The sequence below is a fragment of the Paenibacillus sp. NPDC058898 genome, assembly GCF_049316025.1.
Taxonomy (GTDB): Bacteria; Bacillota; Bacilli; order Paenibacillales; family Paenibacillaceae; genus Paenibacillus_AQ.
In genome coordinates this window covers 399242-417386 of record NZ_JBMOSM010000003.1, presented here as the reverse complement: position 1 = coordinate 417386, position 18145 = coordinate 399242, and the positions used below count along the sequence as shown (strand labels likewise).

Annotated in this window: 16 protein-coding genes; 11 read left to right on the top strand and 5 right to left on the bottom strand. The window is 47.0% G+C overall.

Going from position 1 to position 18145, the window contains the following annotated elements:
• Positions 1 to 3 precede the first annotated feature (3 nt).
• The 6 genes from ACOZB4_RS10285 (at position 4) to ACOZB4_RS10260 (ending at position 6049) form a co-directional block, all read left to right on the top strand.
• Positions 4 to 555 (top strand): general stress protein, encoded by a 552-nt coding sequence (locus ACOZB4_RS10285; RefSeq protein ID WP_379404553.1) that lies wholly within the window; start codon positions 4 to 6, stop codon positions 553 to 555.
• Positions 556 to 1025: 470 nt separating this feature from the next.
• Positions 1026 to 2222 (top strand): acyltransferase, encoded by a 1197-nt coding sequence (locus ACOZB4_RS10280; protein ID WP_379404551.1) that lies wholly within the window; start codon positions 1026 to 1028, stop codon positions 2220 to 2222.
• A gap of 304 nt (positions 2223 to 2526) precedes the next feature.
• Complete coding sequence (locus tag ACOZB4_RS10275; RefSeq protein ID WP_071220214.1) at positions 2527 to 2886, top strand: helix-turn-helix transcriptional regulator; 360 nt, start codon at positions 2527 to 2529, stop codon at positions 2884 to 2886.
• A 42-nt stretch (positions 2887 to 2928) separates the two neighbouring features.
• Positions 2929 to 3933 (top strand): Gfo/Idh/MocA family protein, encoded by a 1005-nt coding sequence (locus ACOZB4_RS10270; RefSeq protein ID WP_379404549.1) that lies wholly within the window; start codon positions 2929 to 2931, stop codon positions 3931 to 3933.
• A gap of 196 nt (positions 3934 to 4129) precedes the next feature.
• Positions 4130 to 5407, top strand: coding sequence for an MFS transporter (locus ACOZB4_RS10265; protein WP_379404547.1), 1278 nt, complete (start codon positions 4130 to 4132; stop codon positions 5405 to 5407).
• Positions 5408 to 5488: 81 nt separating this feature from the next.
• On the top strand, positions 5489 to 6049 hold the full coding sequence (locus tag ACOZB4_RS10260; protein ID WP_076322102.1) for a winged helix-turn-helix domain-containing protein: 561 nt from the start codon (positions 5489 to 5491) through the stop codon (positions 6047 to 6049).
• A 66-nt stretch (positions 6050 to 6115) separates the two neighbouring features.
• On the opposite strand, the gene ACOZB4_RS10255 is transcribed toward ACOZB4_RS10260, so the two are convergent.
• The gene (locus ACOZB4_RS10255; RefSeq protein ID WP_379404545.1) at positions 6116 to 6679 is read right to left on the bottom strand and encodes a TraR/DksA C4-type zinc finger protein; all 564 of its coding nucleotides are present in this window, start codon (positions 6677 to 6679) and stop codon (positions 6116 to 6118) included.
• A 238-nt stretch (positions 6680 to 6917) separates the two neighbouring features.
• On the opposite strand from ACOZB4_RS10255, the gene ACOZB4_RS10250 reads away from it, so the two are divergent.
• The gene (locus ACOZB4_RS10250; protein ID WP_098746829.1) at positions 6918 to 7295 is read left to right on the top strand and encodes a DivIVA domain-containing protein; all 378 of its coding nucleotides are present in this window, start codon (positions 6918 to 6920) and stop codon (positions 7293 to 7295) included.
• A gap of 68 nt (positions 7296 to 7363) precedes the next feature.
• On the opposite strand, the gene ACOZB4_RS10245 is transcribed toward ACOZB4_RS10250, so the two are convergent.
• Positions 7364 to 7930: a cupin domain-containing protein gene (locus ACOZB4_RS10245; RefSeq protein ID WP_379404540.1), complete on the bottom strand. Its 567-nt coding sequence runs from the start codon at positions 7928 to 7930 to the stop codon at positions 7364 to 7366.
• Positions 7931 to 8180: 250 nt separating this feature from the next.
• Here ACOZB4_RS10245 and ACOZB4_RS10240 point away from each other — a divergent pair, with 250 nt between their 5' ends.
• From ACOZB4_RS10240 to nagE, 4 genes are all read left to right on the top strand, one after another.
• A complete protein-coding gene (locus tag ACOZB4_RS10240) occupies positions 8181 to 10865 on the top strand; it encodes a CHASE3 domain-containing protein (RefSeq protein ID WP_379404538.1) in 2685 nt (894 codons plus the stop codon).
• Positions 10866 to 11137: 272 nt separating this feature from the next.
• A complete protein-coding gene (locus ACOZB4_RS10235; RefSeq protein ID WP_379404536.1) occupies positions 11138 to 12025 on the top strand; it encodes a PRD domain-containing protein in 888 nt (295 codons plus the stop codon).
• Position 12026: 1 nt separating this feature from the next.
• Positions 12027 to 12524, top strand: a complete 498-nt coding sequence (locus tag ACOZB4_RS10230) for a PTS sugar transporter subunit IIA (RefSeq protein WP_379404534.1) — start codon at positions 12027 to 12029, stop codon at positions 12522 to 12524.
• A gap of 327 nt (positions 12525 to 12851) precedes the next feature.
• On the top strand, positions 12852 to 14315 hold the full coding sequence (gene nagE / locus ACOZB4_RS10225) for an N-acetylglucosamine-specific PTS transporter subunit IIBC (RefSeq protein WP_379404532.1): 1464 nt from the start codon (positions 12852 to 12854) through the stop codon (positions 14313 to 14315).
• A 93-nt stretch (positions 14316 to 14408) separates the two neighbouring features.
• On the opposite strand, the gene ACOZB4_RS10220 is transcribed toward nagE, so the two are convergent.
• The 3 genes from ACOZB4_RS10220 to ACOZB4_RS10210 are packed head-to-tail and all read right to left on the bottom strand — an operon-like array spanning position 14409 to position 18060.
• Positions 14409 to 15548: a Ger(x)C family spore germination protein gene (locus ACOZB4_RS10220; RefSeq protein WP_379404530.1), complete on the bottom strand. Its 1140-nt coding sequence runs from the start codon at positions 15546 to 15548 to the stop codon at positions 14409 to 14411.
• Complete coding sequence (locus ACOZB4_RS10215; RefSeq protein WP_379404528.1) at positions 15545 to 16957, bottom strand: spore germination protein; 1413 nt, start codon at positions 16955 to 16957, stop codon at positions 15545 to 15547. The genes ACOZB4_RS10220 and ACOZB4_RS10215 overlap by 4 nt, the downstream gene beginning before the upstream one ends.
• Positions 16954 to 18060, bottom strand: a complete 1107-nt coding sequence (locus ACOZB4_RS10210) for an endospore germination permease (RefSeq protein ID WP_339266086.1) — start codon at positions 18058 to 18060, stop codon at positions 16954 to 16956. Before ACOZB4_RS10210 ends, ACOZB4_RS10215 begins: the two co-directional genes overlap by 4 nt.
• Between the last annotated feature and the right edge of the window lie 85 nt (positions 18061 to 18145).

Here is an 18145-nt window from a genome sequence, read left to right as displayed (position 1 = left end):
ATCATGGAGAAGAAAATTGTTGGAGTATTCCGTTCGGAACAGGAAGCGGCTCAAGCCATCGAGCAGCTTCAGCAGCATGGGGTTCCGAATGATGCCATTTCGATTATAGCGAAGGATAAACGCGAAGCAGACATGATTGCTGAACAGACGGGAACAATGGCGCCAGAAGGAGTAGCTGCAGGCGCAGCAACAGGCGGCATACTTGGGGGTACGGCAGGTTTGCTGGCAGGACTTGGGGCTTTGGCTATTCCCGGCATCGGTCCGATTCTTGCCGCAGGACCTATTGCAGCGACGCTTACCGGCGCAGCAGTGGGAGCGGGAGCCGGGGGGCTGGTCGGTGGTTTTATCGGCCTTGGCATCCCGGAAGATGAGGCGAAAGAGTACGAGTCCTATATAGAGCAAGGACGGATTCTGGTACTGGTTGACGCTGATCAAGAAAATACAGGCATCTACGATATATTCCGCGATTATGATTATAGAAACGAGGGTCGTGCCGGTGCGGTTGATCTGGATCGGGACGATATGCTTCCGCCGCGAGGCACTACGCTGCTGTAAGGAAACAAACCCGGTTCTCATTGGAACCGGGTTTTATATTGATATCAATCGCGGTCTGTCTTCTATGAAGGTTCATCGACAGACGTATTTCTTTTTGATATCTGAAAACCTTTTTATAACACATAAACTCATGACGGATTATCACATGCGAACAAATTTAGGCATACACCTATTCCTAGTAATATTATAATGATGCCAAAATATGCTAATGGGGTGCGGTTTATGAAGAAATTACGCAGTGCGTCGACATTATTGGCAGGATTGATGAAGCAAAGAAAAGCCTGGAGTACGCCAAAGCTAAACTTGTTCATCTAGAAGTCCAGCTGGCTGAGTTGCAGAAGTAAATAACAAGGGGACCTTCTTCGAGGGTCCTTAACCTCAGGATCAGTAAATAATTGGATTACCCGATTCAGGGCAGTGTCCCTTACAATGAGGAGTGTTCACACGAAGTCAGACGAAGGGGGAGCAGTATGCCCAAAGAAAGAATACCGGAAATTGAGCGCTTGCGGGGAATTGCTTTCCTGGCTGTAGTCTTACAGCACTCCATCGCGCACTATTCTGTCGCGCCGGGAATGACGACAGGCGATGGTTTGATGATGGCAGTTCTTCTGATGGTGACGAAATTTGCTGTGCCCGTCTTTATTTTTATTACTGGCATGGTGCTGTTTTATAACGATAAAGGTCAACTGTATTACGGAAAGTTCATCAAGAGGCGTTTTGGTGATATCTACGTTCCGTTTGCGGTATGGACCTTGATTACTTTATTGATCAATCATAAGTTTAATCCCACTGTAATTGAGGATTGGAAGTATCTTGGGGAAGTATGGTTAACCGGGAAATCGAGCTCGCATTTTTGGTACATCATTATGCTGTTTCAATTCTATTTGCTGTACCCGCTGTTCCGCTCCGCTATATTAGGAATAAAGAAGCGATGGGGCTGGCAGACGCAGCTTACGATATTGATTGTATCCGGGTTATTGTACGTGGGTTTAACAGGAATTATCAATGATATTGGCCAATGGATGGGAAGCCTGAATATCCCGGTATGGAGTGAGCTGTTCACAACCTACGCAGATCGAAATGCACTCTATTATTTCTTCTATTTTGCGCTGGGGGCGGCGGCCGGATTATACCATGACGCTTGGGAAAAATGGCTGCAAAAGGCACGGCCGGCGATATGGCTCGCCTTCGCATTTTTGTTCGGATGGATGCTCATCCAGGCCGTTAATGAAATCCGTTCCGCCGCGAATGGCGCGATCACATTCTATTCCTTATCGCTGCTTCGCCCGATGATGGCACTTTTTCTGATTAGCTCTATATTGGTCATGTACGATGTGGCTGGTTGGATATGTCGTCATGCCGGAGCGGGAGCGAATGCGCTTCTGACCTCCATCGGGCTCTATTCGTATGGTGCTTACCTGATCCATCTATTGACACTACGTATGAGCTATGTAGTCGACGAATCTATGCTGATCAGCATGCACCCTCTGGTTCGTATACTCTCTTCATGGATCATCAGCGTGGGCGTGGCTTATGGTGCCACTCGCCTGCTAGCCAAGCTGCCGTTCGGGAAGTGGCTTGTCGGAATCGCCGGAGCAAGAAAAAATCGCGGGGTTCGCCCATACGGTAAATCGCGGCCAAACACCGGCACATCCACCGGGATGTGAAGAATTAAACTCACCCTCCGAGGGTGGGTTTTTTCATGAAACCAATCCTTTGATCCACCAACCACCCAAAAAACAGCAGATGAAAAACCACACACTATATAATTTCATTATATGAAAAATTCATAATAGTATAAACACTGACGCTCTTGCATCATTCTTCTTCATCCAAGCCCCAACCACGTTTCAATCTATGCCTTCTTGGTTTAAAAAGAGGGGGATGCTTCCTATTGTGCAAACTGGGAAACTGTGGGTTATAATTAGGTATATTATGGGACAAGTAGCTCGTGAAGGAGGAGGCGTCCAGATGGCATTTATGATCGCCCAGCGTGCTTTTATCAAAGTATATCTCATTACCATGGTGGAGCAGCAGCGCGGATATGGATATCAGATGCTGGAAGAACTGCGGCAAGAATTCAAGAGCCATGGATATTCACCGCCGCAAAGCGAAATTTACCGGGCTCTGCATGAGTTGGTGCAAGAAGGTGTATTATACCGTACCAAGCAGCTGAAAGGGAATGATCCGCGGGTCGATTTTCAAGAAATCGTTCTTTATCATTTTACTGATGACGGTGCCGAGAAAGCTAAACTCTACAAAAAACAGGTTAAAACAGATTTGGATCGGTGTTTGGGGATTCTTCATAAAGCGGTCAACGATAATTTTTAAAAAAACATCTGAACGGAATGCAGCCAAAGGAGGAATGACCTCGTGAGCAAGAAATTGCGCTTTGGAATTATGAGCACTGCTCGGATTGCAAGAAATTCAATGATACCAGGCATATTGAAATCGGAACGCTGTGAAGTCGGGGCGGTCGCTAGCCGCAATGCAGACAAAGCAAGTGAGCTCGCGGATCGATATCATATCGGGAAATACTACGGATCTTATGACGAGCTCCTGGAAGACCCCGACATTGATGCGGTATATATTCCTTTACCGAATCACCTTCATAAACCTTGGACCATCAAAGCGGCACAGGCCGGCAAGCACATCTTATGCGAGAAACCGGCAGCCCTGACCGAAGCGGATGTCCGTGAGATGGCCGAGGCTGCTAAAGCACACAACGTGCTGTTCGCGGAAGCCTTTATGTACCGATATCATCCGAAACACGCGCGTGTTCGCGAAATCATCGAAAGCGGCGAAATCGGCCAGCTGCGCGGAATTCACGGATCGTTTACCTTCAACAATGCGGAGGATAAAAGCAATGTTCGTTACAGCAAGGATATGGGCGGAGGTTCAATCTATGACGTGGGATGCTATCCCATCTCAGCGGCGCGCATGATTTATGGTCAGGAACCCAAGGCTGTAACGGCCCATGCTTTTTTCTCTGAGGAGCATGACGGTGTGGACATGATGGTCCACGGGATGGTGGAATTTGACGATGGACTGGGACTTACATTTGAGTGCGGGATGTGGACATATTCCAGATGCTCTTTAGAGATCGCAGGAACGGAGGGCAGGATTGAGCTTCCTTCTGCCTTTGGATGGGAGCGCATGGAGGACATGGCCCAGATCTGCGTTCATACGGCCAAGGGATCCCGTGAGGAGAAGGTAGGGATTTACAACCACTTTGCATTGCAAGCGGATGCGATGGCAGCGGCCGTGATGGACGGAACGCCGCTCCCTTATGGTCCGGAAGATGCCATCAGCAATATCAGAGCCATTGAAGCGTGTCTTCAAGCAGCCAGATCCTCATCGCGAGTGGCTATTAAATAAAGAAGCAACACTGTCAAAATAATCGTTAGACTCAATAAATCGCCGTGATGGCGATTTATTTTTTTTTACCTATTGCATTCCTCTTCAAAATCATTAAAATAAACTTAACGATAAAATAATTTTAACGTAAATATTATTTTAATGGACTGAAAAAGTTTAATGTAATTATCCATTTAACGAAGAGGAGAAAGAAACCATGCAAAATGCTGCTGTTCTGGAAAAGCAAGGCTTTGGTCAGCTCTTGAAAATTCGCCCGTACTTGATTTATTTATCTGCCCAGGCTATTACCCGATTCGGAGATTCCCTGGATTCCATCGCTTACAGTTGGATGGTCTATATGCTCACAGGTTCCGAACTGTTAATGGGTACATTGTTCGCCTTTAATTTTCTGCCCGGGTTGCTTTTCAGTTTGTTTACCGGCACCTATGTCGATCGCTGGCCGAAGAAACTCGTCCTGGCACTAACCTATCTCAGTCGCGGTATTGTGGTTTCGCTAACGGCCTTTCTGTACGCTGTAGGTTCTCTTGAAGTCTGGCATTTGTTCCTGTTCACGTTTCTAAATTCAACTCTGGAGTGCTTCTCCAGACCCGCCGAGACCTCCATAGTCCCCCGGCTGCTTCCTAAGGATAAACTGCTGGCAGGCAATTCTTTCTCAACTTCCGTAAGTCGGAGCGCTGAATTAATCGGTTTATCCATCGCCGGTGCCCTTATTGCTCTGATCGGAATTTCGGGGACGATCTTGATTGATGCTATAACGTTTCTAATTGCAGCAGCTATTATCGCTTTTATGCCGAATCCGGAGGCAGCCGAACAGGCTGAAGCCAAGGAAACCTCCACACGGCCAGAGACAGAGATGAATAAAACGGTGTTCGGCGATATTAAAGAGGCTCTTCTTTTTGTGAAGCAGCATACGCTGCTCCTTATAACAACCGTGCTTGCCATGATCAATAATTTCTGTTTGGCCCCCCTGAACGTACTGCAGCCGGTCTACGTCAAAGAGACCTTGGGTGCAGGACCCGGAGGTCTGAGCGTTTTAGGAACGGGCCTCCTGATCGGTATGATTTGCAGCGGGTTATGGATTGGACGTTATGGGAAGAGCTTCAAAAAGAGCACGTTGATCATGTCAGGGTCTATCATGCTCGGAATCGGTTATTTTGCGTTAGGGATTCCAGGGCATCTGCCGGCATGGCGCGTGGAGTCTGCGGCGGTCTGCATGTTTGTTGCCGGATTTGCCGTCTCTTTACTTAGTGCCCCTATCTCGACGTATCTGATGGAAGTAACGCCTCGGCATATGCTCGGCAGAATAGGTGCCCTTATGGCGGTGGCGTGCACGGCTGCCATTCCTGTGGGAAGCTTGATTACCGGAGTTGTAGCGGAGTATTACTCTCCTCCCATTCTGTATTCGATCATGGGAATTGTCATGATACTGCCCGTCATATTTCTCATTCGGAAGAAGAGTTTCCGTGCCATTTAAATCCTTCGCATTTTGTAATTTCGATACTCTCGGCCTATAATGAAAAGAAGTGAAAAATAACATGAAGCTGAGGTGTACGGTGTGGAAACGAAGGAACTGACTACACTGGAAGAGATCAAAATATATTCAGATCCATATCGGCTCCAGATTTTGAATGTATTGAATAAGATGGACCGTCCGGCAACAGTAAAGGAAGTCGCGGACAATATCGGGGATGTGCCTGCTAAAGTTCATTATCATATGAAGAAGCTGGAGCGAATCGGAATGGTCAAGATCGTTTCCACGAAAGAGATCAACGGCATCATTGCTAAGTATTATGAACCTTTTGTCGGTACGGTAAAGATCAAACGCGGAGCAAATTCCGAGGAGCCCGTGATCAAGGAATTAATTCGAACCGAGACGAACAAACTATTATCGGAGTTGTTTGACCAGAATAGAGACCGTTTCTTCAAAAATATGAGTCAAGAGGGCGAAACGACGTCCATGTTGACCAATACAACCTTGTATATGAGCGAGGAAGAAGCGCGTGAATTTTTTGTTGAACTGGATAAAATGTTGACCCCCTATAAAAAGAAACGCGGTGAAGGTTACGACGAATATGAGTTTTTTGCTTCGAATGTTCGGACTCATAAAGAAACTTGATCACGGAAAACAAGCTGGTACCTAACGTACAGGTACCAGCTTTCCCTTCTATTTAACTGGATCGGTTCATACCTTCTTCTTATAATCGTCTTGTCCAGGTTTAATGGACATGCCGGGAGAGGTGGACGTTCCGTAATCTTCCACGGCATCCCACGCACCGGCGTCATCAAATTTACCGTCGGCCGCTTGGCGGTTGACGCCAGCTCCGGAAGGGGGCGGGGTCATGACATCCTCTTCAACCGGCCGGTTGTCGTTGATATCTTTCCGCGGCGTATGTTCGAGACAATAGGCCGTATAAGGCAAAGCTTCAAGCCGCTCGTATGGAATTTCTAGGCCGCACTCGGCACAGGTCCCGTATTCGCCCTGGTCCATTCGCTGCAAGGCAGACATAATCTGCTCCAATTCATGATCGAGCGTGTCCTGAATGGCCAGGTCCCGTCCGCGTTCGAAAACCTCGGTCCCTATGTCTGCGGGATGATTATCGGCTGAGCTCAGCTCTCCCGTAGAGTCCCGAAGGGAATGATCCCTATTGGTTTCATCGCGGGACTCCAATTGCTCTTCCAATCGTTCTTTATCACTGAGCAACCGTCGTTTAAGTTCACTGTATTGTTGTTTTGTCATCGTTGTCATAGATAAGTCGCTCCTCTCTTTCGCTAAGTACACAATAAAGCTTCTTATGTAAAATCAATACCCGAAATGGATTGGTAACAATCACATGAATTGTGGGAATGGCAGCCCATCGTTTTTGGAACATTCTCCAAAAAAGCCCTGGAGTGTTTTAATCCCAGTGCTTAATGTGATATAAACAAAGATAGAGAGAGAAGGCTAAAAAAAGTAGGGCTGCGCCAATATTTGGAGGTAAATCATTATGGATGAACACATGAAACGCCGATTGGATAAACAGAAAAAGCTATTTAAGCAACTAGGCATTCAACTGGACGCTTTGTCTATCCATGAAAAGAATTTTTCGAATAAACTACGGGGTTATGATCAGGAGGAAGTGGATTCCTTTCTGGACGAAGTGATTCAAGATTATGAGCGGTTTTATGCCACCATCTCCGATCTTATGGATAAATGGCAGGAGCAGCAAATCACCATTCGCGATCTCAGGGCTGGCGTTAAGCCAGAGGCAGAACGCCCGGCGCTGAACCCGGAAGAGATTGAAGAGACGGTGGCGAAGCTGGAGGCCGACTTGCATACCCTTAAGAAGCAGATTCGCCCTGAACAAAGATTTTATATTGATTGATGCAATATCGTTGCGAGCGAAATCATTACATAAGAAGCGTCCCGATAACAATAACCACACTTGGCCGATCACCGGCTGCGTGTGGTTTTGTTGTTTGGGTGCCCGGTTATGAGTAAGGGTGGCGCAGGCAGAGGTTTATCCGAGGCGTCACTCTCCATCGTTTTATTTAGCGGGACGGGTGTAATGAGCGCCTCCGAGAGAGGTTTCTTGTTCGTATCATCACATGGCAACGCTTCTGCTCCCATGAGCGTATAAGCCCAGACCGGTGCAATGTCCATTTGGTGTGGACGCTCAGTGTTATAGACCAATAGCAAGATCGTTCCAGGGGTTAGCGCTGTTATCCAGTGACACCAATCAATAGGGGCGTGTACCACCTGACCGGGTACGATCTGATATACGAGTTTCTGATGAGTATCCGGATCAATCAAGGAATAGCTGATTTCTCCCTGAATGACATAGCACAATTCGTCCGTGTCCGGGTGGCTATGGGGAGAGAGGCCCTTACCTCGTTCAAGGTGAATTTCTGACATCATCAAACCTTGCAGAAGGGGCAGCTCCAGTGACGACACATTCGCAACTCCGAGGCCGGTTATACGCTCAGCCTGTTGCCTGGAATGATATACATGCCTCGTCAATGCAGGATCCCCGCAAGCGCTTTAAAGGTTATCATACGAGTTACTCCTCCTTTTTGAGATTGAGATCCTATTATGTTGTACAAGCGTGTTCCTCTATAATATATGCTCATACGTTTATAAATCTGACTGCCTACGACTAAAGAATCATTGATGTCATCAAAACTGGTTTTGCTTGTAAACCATTTTCATAACAATTACTATGAGAATAGGAGCAGACTTAGACTGATAGATGACAAGGGAGGTTAGCCATTTGTCTAACAACCTGAAATTCAACATCCGCAGCAAGATTGTAGTTGGATATTTAATGATATTATTATGTCTTGGAGCTTTTCTCTGGATTGTATCAGACCGCATCTCTTCTCTGCAGGAAGAGGCGGATTTTATAGAGAAGCATGATATCGAAGTACATAATCTCACGCACGAAATCGAGAAGAATTTACTTGAAATGGAAACGGGTCAGAGGGGTTATGTGATAACGGGGGATGATTCCTACCTGGAACCTTTCAACCAAGCGCTGTCGTCTTGGCAGATTAACTATAACAAGCTGTATAAGCTTGTTAGCGATAATTCGGAGCAAGCCAATCATCTGGAGAATATTAAGGAGAATATCAAGGAGTGGATTACCAACGCCGGTCAGCCTGCCGTTCAATTGAAGCAGCTAGGGCAGGATGAGGAGGCCCTTCATTTCTTTATTAATGATCCCGGCCAGCAAGCCATGAACTCCATTCATGAGCTGTTCCTCTCGTTTAGAAGCAAGGAACGCGAGCTGACAACCAGCAGGATTGAAGAGATGAAAGAAAGCAACACCCATTTATTGTATACGATGTATCTCCTTTGGGCTGGGGCAGCGCTGATTACCATATGTGGAGCTTGGGTGATATCGAAGAGCATTGTAAAGCCGATCACGCAGGTAACTCATATCATCTCCGATATTGTCAGAGGTGGTAACCTCTCCCAACGGATTCATGTGCGATCCAATGATGAGGTCCGCCAGTTGGCGGACACAACCAACGAACTCCTTGCACAGGTCGGCAGACAGAACTGGGCTAAGGATCACATTTCGGTTATGTCGACGCTTCTTCAATCGTCAGATCGTGTGGAAACGGCCGTACAGTTTTTCATTCATAAGCTTGCTTTGATCATGAAACTGCCGTACGGTGCCGTTTTTATTAACCGGGGTGGATCGGAACTGGTAAAGGCAGCTGCTTTTGCCGATCCGGATGGTGAGCCTTGGAACAAGGTCAGAGATCGTTTCCTGCCAGGCGAAGGTTTGGTTGGACAATGTATGCTGGAGCAGCGAATGATTATTCTGGACGATATACCACCTAACTATGTGCGGATTGAATCGGGGCTGGGTGATGCTGAGCCAACCACGCTGCTGCTAGCGCCCGTTATGTTTGAAGGACAAGTTCTTGGTGTCATTGAATTGGCCAAGTTCAAGCCTTTCGATGACCTGGAAGTTCAGCTGATCGAACAACTGAATTTTCAGCTTGGGGTAACATTGAACTCGATCCAGAGTAAAATGGAAATCCAGCAATTGTATCATGAATCCCAAACGCTGAATGAGGAGCTTCAGAGTCAAACCGAAGAACTACAGGCGCAGACCGAGGAGCTGCAAACCCATTCTGTGGAAATGCATATGCTGAACGAGCGATTGGGGGCTCAGAAGGAGGCCGCATTAATCGCAGCCAGCGAATTGGAAAAATACGCGAAAGAGCTGGAGAAGAGTTCGAAGTACAAGTCTCAATTTCTGGCCAATATGTCCCATGAGCTGCGGACACCACTGAACAGCATGTTAATTCTTTCCCAGATTTTGGCTGAGAACAAGCAGGGGAACCTGACGGAGGAAGAACAGCATTACGCTTCTGTCATCCATAATTCAGGCAGTGAATTGCTTAATTTAATCAATGATATTCTGGATCTGTCCAAGGTCGAGGCCGGAAAGATGCAAATCGAAATGGACTTGGTAAATTTGACGGAGCTGCCAGAACTGATGGAAGGTTATTTCTCCAAAAGCGCAGAATCCAAAAATCTGGAATTTGATATTGAGATGGCCGATGACTTGCCTGACATGATGTACAGTGATGGGATGCGGCTCCATCAAATTTTGCGTAATCTGCTCTCGAATGCAATTAAGTTTACGGAGAGCGGCAGTGTTAAACTACGGGTGAAGAAGATGAATTCGATTGTGACCTCGGATTTTGTGATCAGTGGCGACGTCATTGCTTTTTTCGTTGAAGATACCGGCATCGGGATTGCAGCAGAGCATCTTCAACCGATCTTCGAAGCGTTCCAGCAAGGCGAAGAGGCTACAGCCAGAAAGTTTGGGGGGACAGGTCTCGGCTTATCCATATCGCTGCATTTGGCGAAATTGCTTGGTGGGTATATTACCGTGGAGAGCGAGGAAGGAATCGGGAGCACGTTTGTTTTATATTTACCGCTTGTTACGGAATATGGCACCAGCGAAAGTCTGTTTATGCTCCCTGAAGCGGCTGCCACTTCGAGCAGCGCCAGTTGGAGTGATCTCCGAATGGAGGCGTTCGACATGGAAGTATCTAGCCGATTGGAGCACAAAACCGTATTGATTGTAGATGATGATATTCGGAATGTGTACGGTTTGACCAATGTGCTGGAGAAACTCCAAATGACCGTGCATACAGCCCAGAACGGATTCGAATGCTTGGAGATGTTATACAAACATCAAACCATCGATGCGGTGCTGCTGGATATGGTCATGCCGGAAATGGACGGAGTCGAAACGATGAAGCGGATTCGCGAGAACCCGGAATGGGCGGAGCTTCCTATTATCGTGATGAGCTCCAACACAATGAGGGATACGGATCAGTTTCTTGCAGACGGCGCGAATGGATATCTGCACAAACCCATTCATATCCAAGAAGTGATCCATACGCTTCAGAAATGGATTGGGGATTAAGGGAAGCGATCGTATATTCACCTGTGGCGGCAGCTTCGAATATTGTCATAATGTCGTATGTTGACGAATGCGAGCCAATTGTTTTATGATGGATTCATAGCAGGAACATAAGACGGCGTGTTACCTTAAGAGGGCATGAGCCAAGAAGAGACAGCTTTCACATGGGGTCTTTTCTTGGCTTTTTTAATGTTTTGGGGATCGATATGAGCATTTCTTCGGATATGAATCCTTCGCCGTTTCTCTGATTAAACTTAAAGGAAAGGGGGAAGTTTATGAGCGGGATCGAGTTGTTTACAGTCGTACGTGTTATTGGTAACAATGTCGTGATGGTTACCGGCGGTAAGAAAGAATCGGAATACGTCATCCTGGGTAAAGGGATTGGCTTCGGCGCCAAAGCAGGCGGAACGATCGCTTCGGACGACAAGCGGATTGAGAAACTCTTCAGGCTGGAGGATCGGGAGCAGTGGAGTCAAGCTCACCATCTGCTGGAAGAATTTGATCCACTGGTGATGGAGATTACAGATCAGATACTCAATCTCATTGGACAGGAATTTCCGGGCACACTAAATGACAAGGTGTACCTGGCACTTCCAAGCCATATCCAGTTTACGATATACAGAATCCGTAAAGACATGGATATTATTAATCCTTTCCTTGAAGAAACCCGGATCAGCTTCCCAAAAGAATATGATATCGCAGCCAAGGCAGCGGTTTTGATCGGCCAGGCCTTCGATATCGAAGTTCCGGAGGATGAGATCGGCTTCTTAACCTACCATGTGTATTCGGCCGTCAGCCATGTGCCCGTAGGCCATCTGGTCAAGGCATCGAATGTGGTGGGAAACCTGGTAAGGTATATTGAAGAGGAACGACAGGTCGCTTTTGACCGGGGAAGCATGGATTACGTCCGTCTTCTGATGCATTTGAGGTTCTCGGTAGACCGTATGTTGAATCAAGAAATCCATGTGGATAATCCATTTGCGGACCAGATCCGCTCCAAGTTCACGAATGAATATGGTCTGGCTACGCGCCTTGCAGGCATGATGGAGAAAGAACTCGGCAAGAAAGTACCTGAAGCGGAGGTTTGCTTTCTAGCGATGCATCTATATCGGCTTTTTACAGGGCGACTACAACAAAAGAATCAACCCAGGGAGGAATCTTAACATGTTTGATCGTTGGAAAAAGAAAAAAACAGCTACTGCTATTCAACTCACAGCACCATTGTCAGGTAAAGCTGTACCTTTATCGCAAGTGCCCGATGAGGCATTTGCTGCTGGTCATATGGGCAAAGGCATTGCCATTGAGCCTTCCGAGGGCAAATTAATTGCGCCATTTGACGGGACGGTTGCGCATGTCATCAAGTCCAAACATGCCGTGATGCTGGAGGATCCGGCGACTGGTCTGCAATATTTATTCCACATCGGGATTAATACAGTTGGCTTGAAAGGCGAAGGTTTCACAAGCCATGTTCAAGCGGGTGATCAGGTGAAGTCGGGTCAGACGCTCATCGAATTCGACATGGCTGCAATCCAAGCCGCAGGTTATCCGACGATTACCCCGGTTATTGTGACCAATGCCGATGAGGTAGCTTCCAAGGTTGATGGTCAGACGGGTAATGTCGTGTCCGGCCAGGATCCTGTCTTGACCATAGAATTGAAATAATTCAATTCCATAGGCGATTGATTGAATTATTGGTTATTGACAAAACAGGAAGTCGTGAATTAAGATAACAGCATAAATGAATATGAGAACGGCGTGTTACCGCATTAGTGGGCATGAGCCAAGGATAATTGGTCTATATTAAGTAGACTATTGTCCTTGGCTTTTTTGCTTGTCCACGTCGGTACACAGCTACGTTTTCCCTCAAGAAAGTGAGGATGAGTAGTTTTAGTTTCTTTTCAGGGGTAGCGCTACTTGTGCGCAGTTAAAATGGCTGGATATGTAAACGATTCCAAGCCGCAAAAAATTAAGTTGAAGGGATTGAATCACATGTTGGCATTTTTACAAAAAATCGGTAAGTCGCTCATGTTGCCTGTAGCAACATTGCCTGCAGCGGCCATCCTGATGAGATTCGGGAACATCGATTATGTCAAAGATTTTCACCTGGGTGATAAGGTAGGCTGGTTCCTGAATCATTACATTGCTCCATTCCTGGATGCAGGGGGAACCACGATATTTGATAATCTGCCGTTGATTTTTGCGGTGGGCGTTGCTATCGGATTGGCAGGAGACGCTGTAGCAGCGTTATCAGCCGTCATCGGGCATATTATACTGATGAATGTATTGAGCAAAGTGCCTACAGCTTTCTCAACCATCATGAGCCCGGATGCGGAACTGAACATGGGCGTACTCGGCGGTATCTTCGTTGGTATGATCGCTGCATTCCTCTACAACAAGTACCATAATATCAAGCTGCCGGATTGGTTAGGCTTCTTCGGCGGAAAACGCTTTGTTCCGATGGTTACCGCGATTACCATGGTTGTCCTGGGTATTGTATTCGGTATCATCTGGGGTCCTGTTCAGGAAGTGCTGGATACATTCGGCCGCTGGATCGTAGGGCTCGGAGGCATAGGCAGCGCGATTCACATGGTTGCAAACCGTTTACTTGTACCATTCGGGCTTCACCATATCATTAACTCCATTGTATGGTTCCAGATCGGTGACTTCACGGATGCGGCAGGTAAAGTCATTCATGGTGACTTGCATCGATTCTTTGCCGGAGATAAAACAGCGGGCATGTTCATGACAGGCTTCTTCCCAATCATGATGTTCGGTCTTCCGGCAGCCGCGCTGGCGATCATTCATACAGCGAAAAAGGAAAAACGCCAGATGGTTGCTTCCATCTTTATCGGAACGGCCGTGGCTTCATTCCTGACAGGGATCACGGAGCCGCTTGAATTTGCATTCATGTTCGTAGCTCCTGTACTCTACATTATTCACGCCGTCCTGGCAGGTGTCTCAGGGTTTATCATGTATGCGCTTGACGTGAAGCTCGGATTTGGATTCTCAGCTGGCCTGATCGACTACTTGATTAACTATCAGTTGTCTACGAACCCGCTCCTGCTCATTCCAGTTGGTCTTGCTTTTGCGGTGGTGTATTATCTGTTGTTCAGAATTCTGATCGTGAAGCTGAACCTGAAAACACCGGGCCGTGAGGATGAAAGTGAAGAGACTGAAATTAACGAGGTTGCTGACGGTCCAGCGTCAAGTGGTGACACGAAAGCAGCGAAGGTTCTTACAAACATCGGCGGAGAGGATAACATTGTCAGCGTCGATGCATGTATCACTCGCCTTCGTCTAGTTGTTAAGGACGATAAAGCAGTAAATGATGCTGCTCTTAAAACGCTAGGTGCTTCCGGTGTCATGAGGTTGGGCAAAGGTGCGGTCCAGATCGTATTTGGACCACAGTCCGAGCAACTGAAGGACGACATCAAGGACATTATGAAAAAATAAAGGAACAACAAAAAAGAAGCAGGCCGATAAAGGTCTGCTTCTTTTGCTGTTTTCACAATTTCGGGCAAAATACAGCTTGTTTATGACGTACGTTTATCGGTTCAAACTTCTGCGCTGTCCCCAGTATCGCAGGTTGACGTCAACCTCAAGTTCAAGCGACGTTTCATCGTAGATTTCCTTTTTCTGTTCTACTAATTTCTTCCAGAGCTTCGGATCGGTTCGGTACAATTGGAGACATAGCTGGTAGGGATCCGCGTGGATCAATGCAGCTTTATGGAAGGTATTATGCATTTCTTTGCGCAGGGTTTCTTCCGTTAAGCGCTTCATCTCCTTAATTCCCACCTTCTTATACATATTCTGCACCGTCCCGATGACGTTAAGTTTGATTCGATAGGACGCATCCTTTGGTTTACGGATGACTTCAATGGATGATTGGGGCTTCTCCAGCCGTATGCTCCCAACGGCTTCGCCGTCCGCCTGAACAATGACGGCAGCATGGGTTTGAGGCGAGGCTAGCCAGCGTGTACCCAACAGATCGGATCGTTTGAGCCAACCCATCAATTCCTTGTTCTTGATCAGAAAACCGCCGTTCACTTCTAAAATCGGGTGCTGCTTCAGATTTTCCGACCAGTTCTGATTTGAAATATGGAGCGAGGGCAATACGACGGTAGCGGCTTTCTCCCGGTAGAGACGAATAAAGTGCACGAATTGAATCGGACGTATAAACGAGAATTGGACATAGCTTTCTCTGGGTTCATGAAGCAGTGAGTGCAGAGGTGAGAGCTGAAAGAACGGCGATACCGTAAAGAGGTCCTCCATATTGTCCTTGGTGCCATAGATCCATTTCGTATAACGGATTTCCTGCGAACGGTTGGTCAGGTCGAACACTTGGGACAACTGCTTAGGTTTTAACACCGCTTCCGTAAGCACCAAAGCCGTGACATGGCCCCAAGAGACCCGCTGCTGATTCGATGTATACAAATCGATTAGGGCTTCAGCCAAAGTGGTGCCGGTTCCTCGGCCGACCCAAATCGGCGCTTTCTCAGTTGGCTTGCTGCTTTCTTGTTTGGCAATCGTCGCGAAGTCCAGCATCTGCACATAGATGATATACTTGTCGTTCTTATAATCGACGCCCAAAGCCGTGATGTAGTTGATATCCTGCACTTCTTTGTTGTCCCAGCAGCCTGAGATCAGCAAAGATCCTATACATGCGAGTATCCATACACGCTTCATAGGGCTCCACCCTTTTTTCGTTTGCCCGGAAATCGCATGAGATTGCCAATGATTTTGGATAAGGAAAAAGGCGAGAAGGGGGCAAGATACGGCTGTCCAAATGGATTATGATGGGCTGCATATTGAACGATCAAGAATACCGATATGAAAAAACCGAATAACCCGAATACCGAGGAAAGAGTAAGGACTAAAAACCGGAAAATCGTCTGGGTAACAACAAAATCCTGATTGGAGTGGGTTGATCCCGCAACAAAAGCCAGTGCGCCGATCACCGTCATCGTTGGGGAGAAAAAACCACCCCGAATCGCGGCGTCACCGATGATGATACCGGAAACGACCGTAATGGTTGAAGCGATTGGTGAAGGCATTTGCATACCGGCTTCCCGCAGTAGGGTAAGTAGAAACAAGATGATTAGCATTTCAAATCCGGTCGGAATAGGAAGCCCAAGCCGTGTGTTCGCGACCGTGGCGAGCAGCGGGAAAGGGATTTGATCCTGATGAAAGGATAGCAAGGTAATATAAAATCCCGGAAGGAAAACGGAAATCAGGAAGCCAACCAGTCTGAGAATTCTCCATGGGATAACGAAATAAAACGGCATCTGCGGATCCTCTGCGGCAAACAGGAGCTGCATAAAACTGGCAGGTGCAATCAATACTACGGGACTTCCCTGCATAATAATGACCAATCGACCGCGAGTTAAAGAGTCATAAGCAAGATCGGTTCTTCCCGTATAATCGAACATGGGAAGCACCGTGAATCGATACGGCGTTAGATGCTCAGCGAGTTCGCCCATGCCTACGGGTGAGTCGCCTGAGAAATCATTTAGCTTATTCACGATGGCAGTGACGGTCTCTGGGATCACCTTGTCTTTTAAGTACATGATGCCGACAGTAGTTTTGCTCTTGTCACCCAGCTTAAAGGAGGAATAGGCGAGTCCGGGTGATTTCAGTCGTTTGCGAATGAGCGATACATTGACATCCAATTCCTCGACGAACCCATCACGAGGACCTTTGATCGAGGTCTCTGCGGAACTTTCCTCCGGGGTACGCCCAATGCTTTTGGATGCGCTATAAGAATACAGCTTATTGTCCTTAGGAAAATACAACGCAACATAACCTGAATATACAATATCATCAACCGATTCCACATTAGCCTCGGATGTGTCAAGGGTAAGATAATATTCCAGATGGTCGGGATCAAACGGATGCTTCTGAGAAATGGATATATTCCATTCCTTGCTAATAACAGGCAAAAAGATTTTGGACATCAATTGAGAATCGCACATCATCGGGTTGTAAACCATAATGGCCCATGGCAGCATATCACCTTCTGCACCAGGATAAGACGTAATATAGATGTCATCGGAATCGGCATAACGATCTCGGAGCTGCTGTTCCGTCATATTCATTGCGGGGATTCTCCTTTCGACGAATGTGAGTTCTGTTGTTGGGATGGTTTATGGATCAAGAAGAACAACAGGAGGCTTAAGATGGTAATATAAACGGCGGATATGGGCAAAAAATAGTCTGCCATTGCATAATACATTTTGGGATTGCTGATCGGTGAAGCGCACAGAATAATAAGCAGCGTTGACACGGCTAATATGCCTACGCTTTGCTTGGACTTGGGAAGAAGGGTTTCACAGAGCAAAAAAATCGAGATGGATATGGAGATATAAGCTCCGCTGAGCCATTGGAAAATCGACAAAAAGTCGACATGCTCTACGAATTTGCCCAGCTTTACGAGACGCCACTGTTCATAAGCCGGGTATCGCTGGAGACCCATTTCTTCAGGTCCAAATTCGGCAATGCCGCCAACGGTGGGTCCAAAAGTCAGGAAGATCAGAACCAGATGGATGAGCAGGATTGTAAGAAAACCGGGCTTTTTCTGAAGGTGGGGGCGTAAGAATAAAATCAATATAAATTGGGACAGTCCTCCGAACATGACGGGGATTCCGCTTAGAACCGGCTGGAAGCCATCTTCAAGGACGGGCAGCAAATAATTGTAGTTCTTTACTTTCAGATTGGCCAAGGATACGAATATCCCCAGCAAAACAACAAAAGGAAGCAATATTCCGGCAGAAACGCCAATGGTCTTTATGCCGTGATTTGCGCTGACAAGACATAACACTAAGAGTACCAATGCGGTGGCAATGATAGGGGTTTGGATCATATAGGTCGATTTTGTCCAATCGATGACCTCTTTTAAGGTATAAAAGGCAAAAGTAAAAAAATATAAAGCGGACAAACTCATCACCAATATTCGAGCCCCTTTGCCGCTGCTTTCGTCAAGTGCCTGCGTGATGGAACGATTGCCGATTTTTTGGATGATCCCGTAAATAAGCAGAACCCAGGGCAGGAATAATACGGCCGACACGATAATGGTGATCCAGGCATCCCGTCCGGATTTCTCCAGAAGCACAGGTATGATCATGACATGATTGGTCAAGCCGGCCGTAAGCATCATAATCATAAACGCCTGATTCGTTGGAATACCGCGAGTTCCTGACATGTTTGATCCCCCAATACAGCTTTCTTCCGTTTAGAGTTCTCGGGGAACACCCAAAATATGCGAGAGAACCCAGCCATAGACTGGA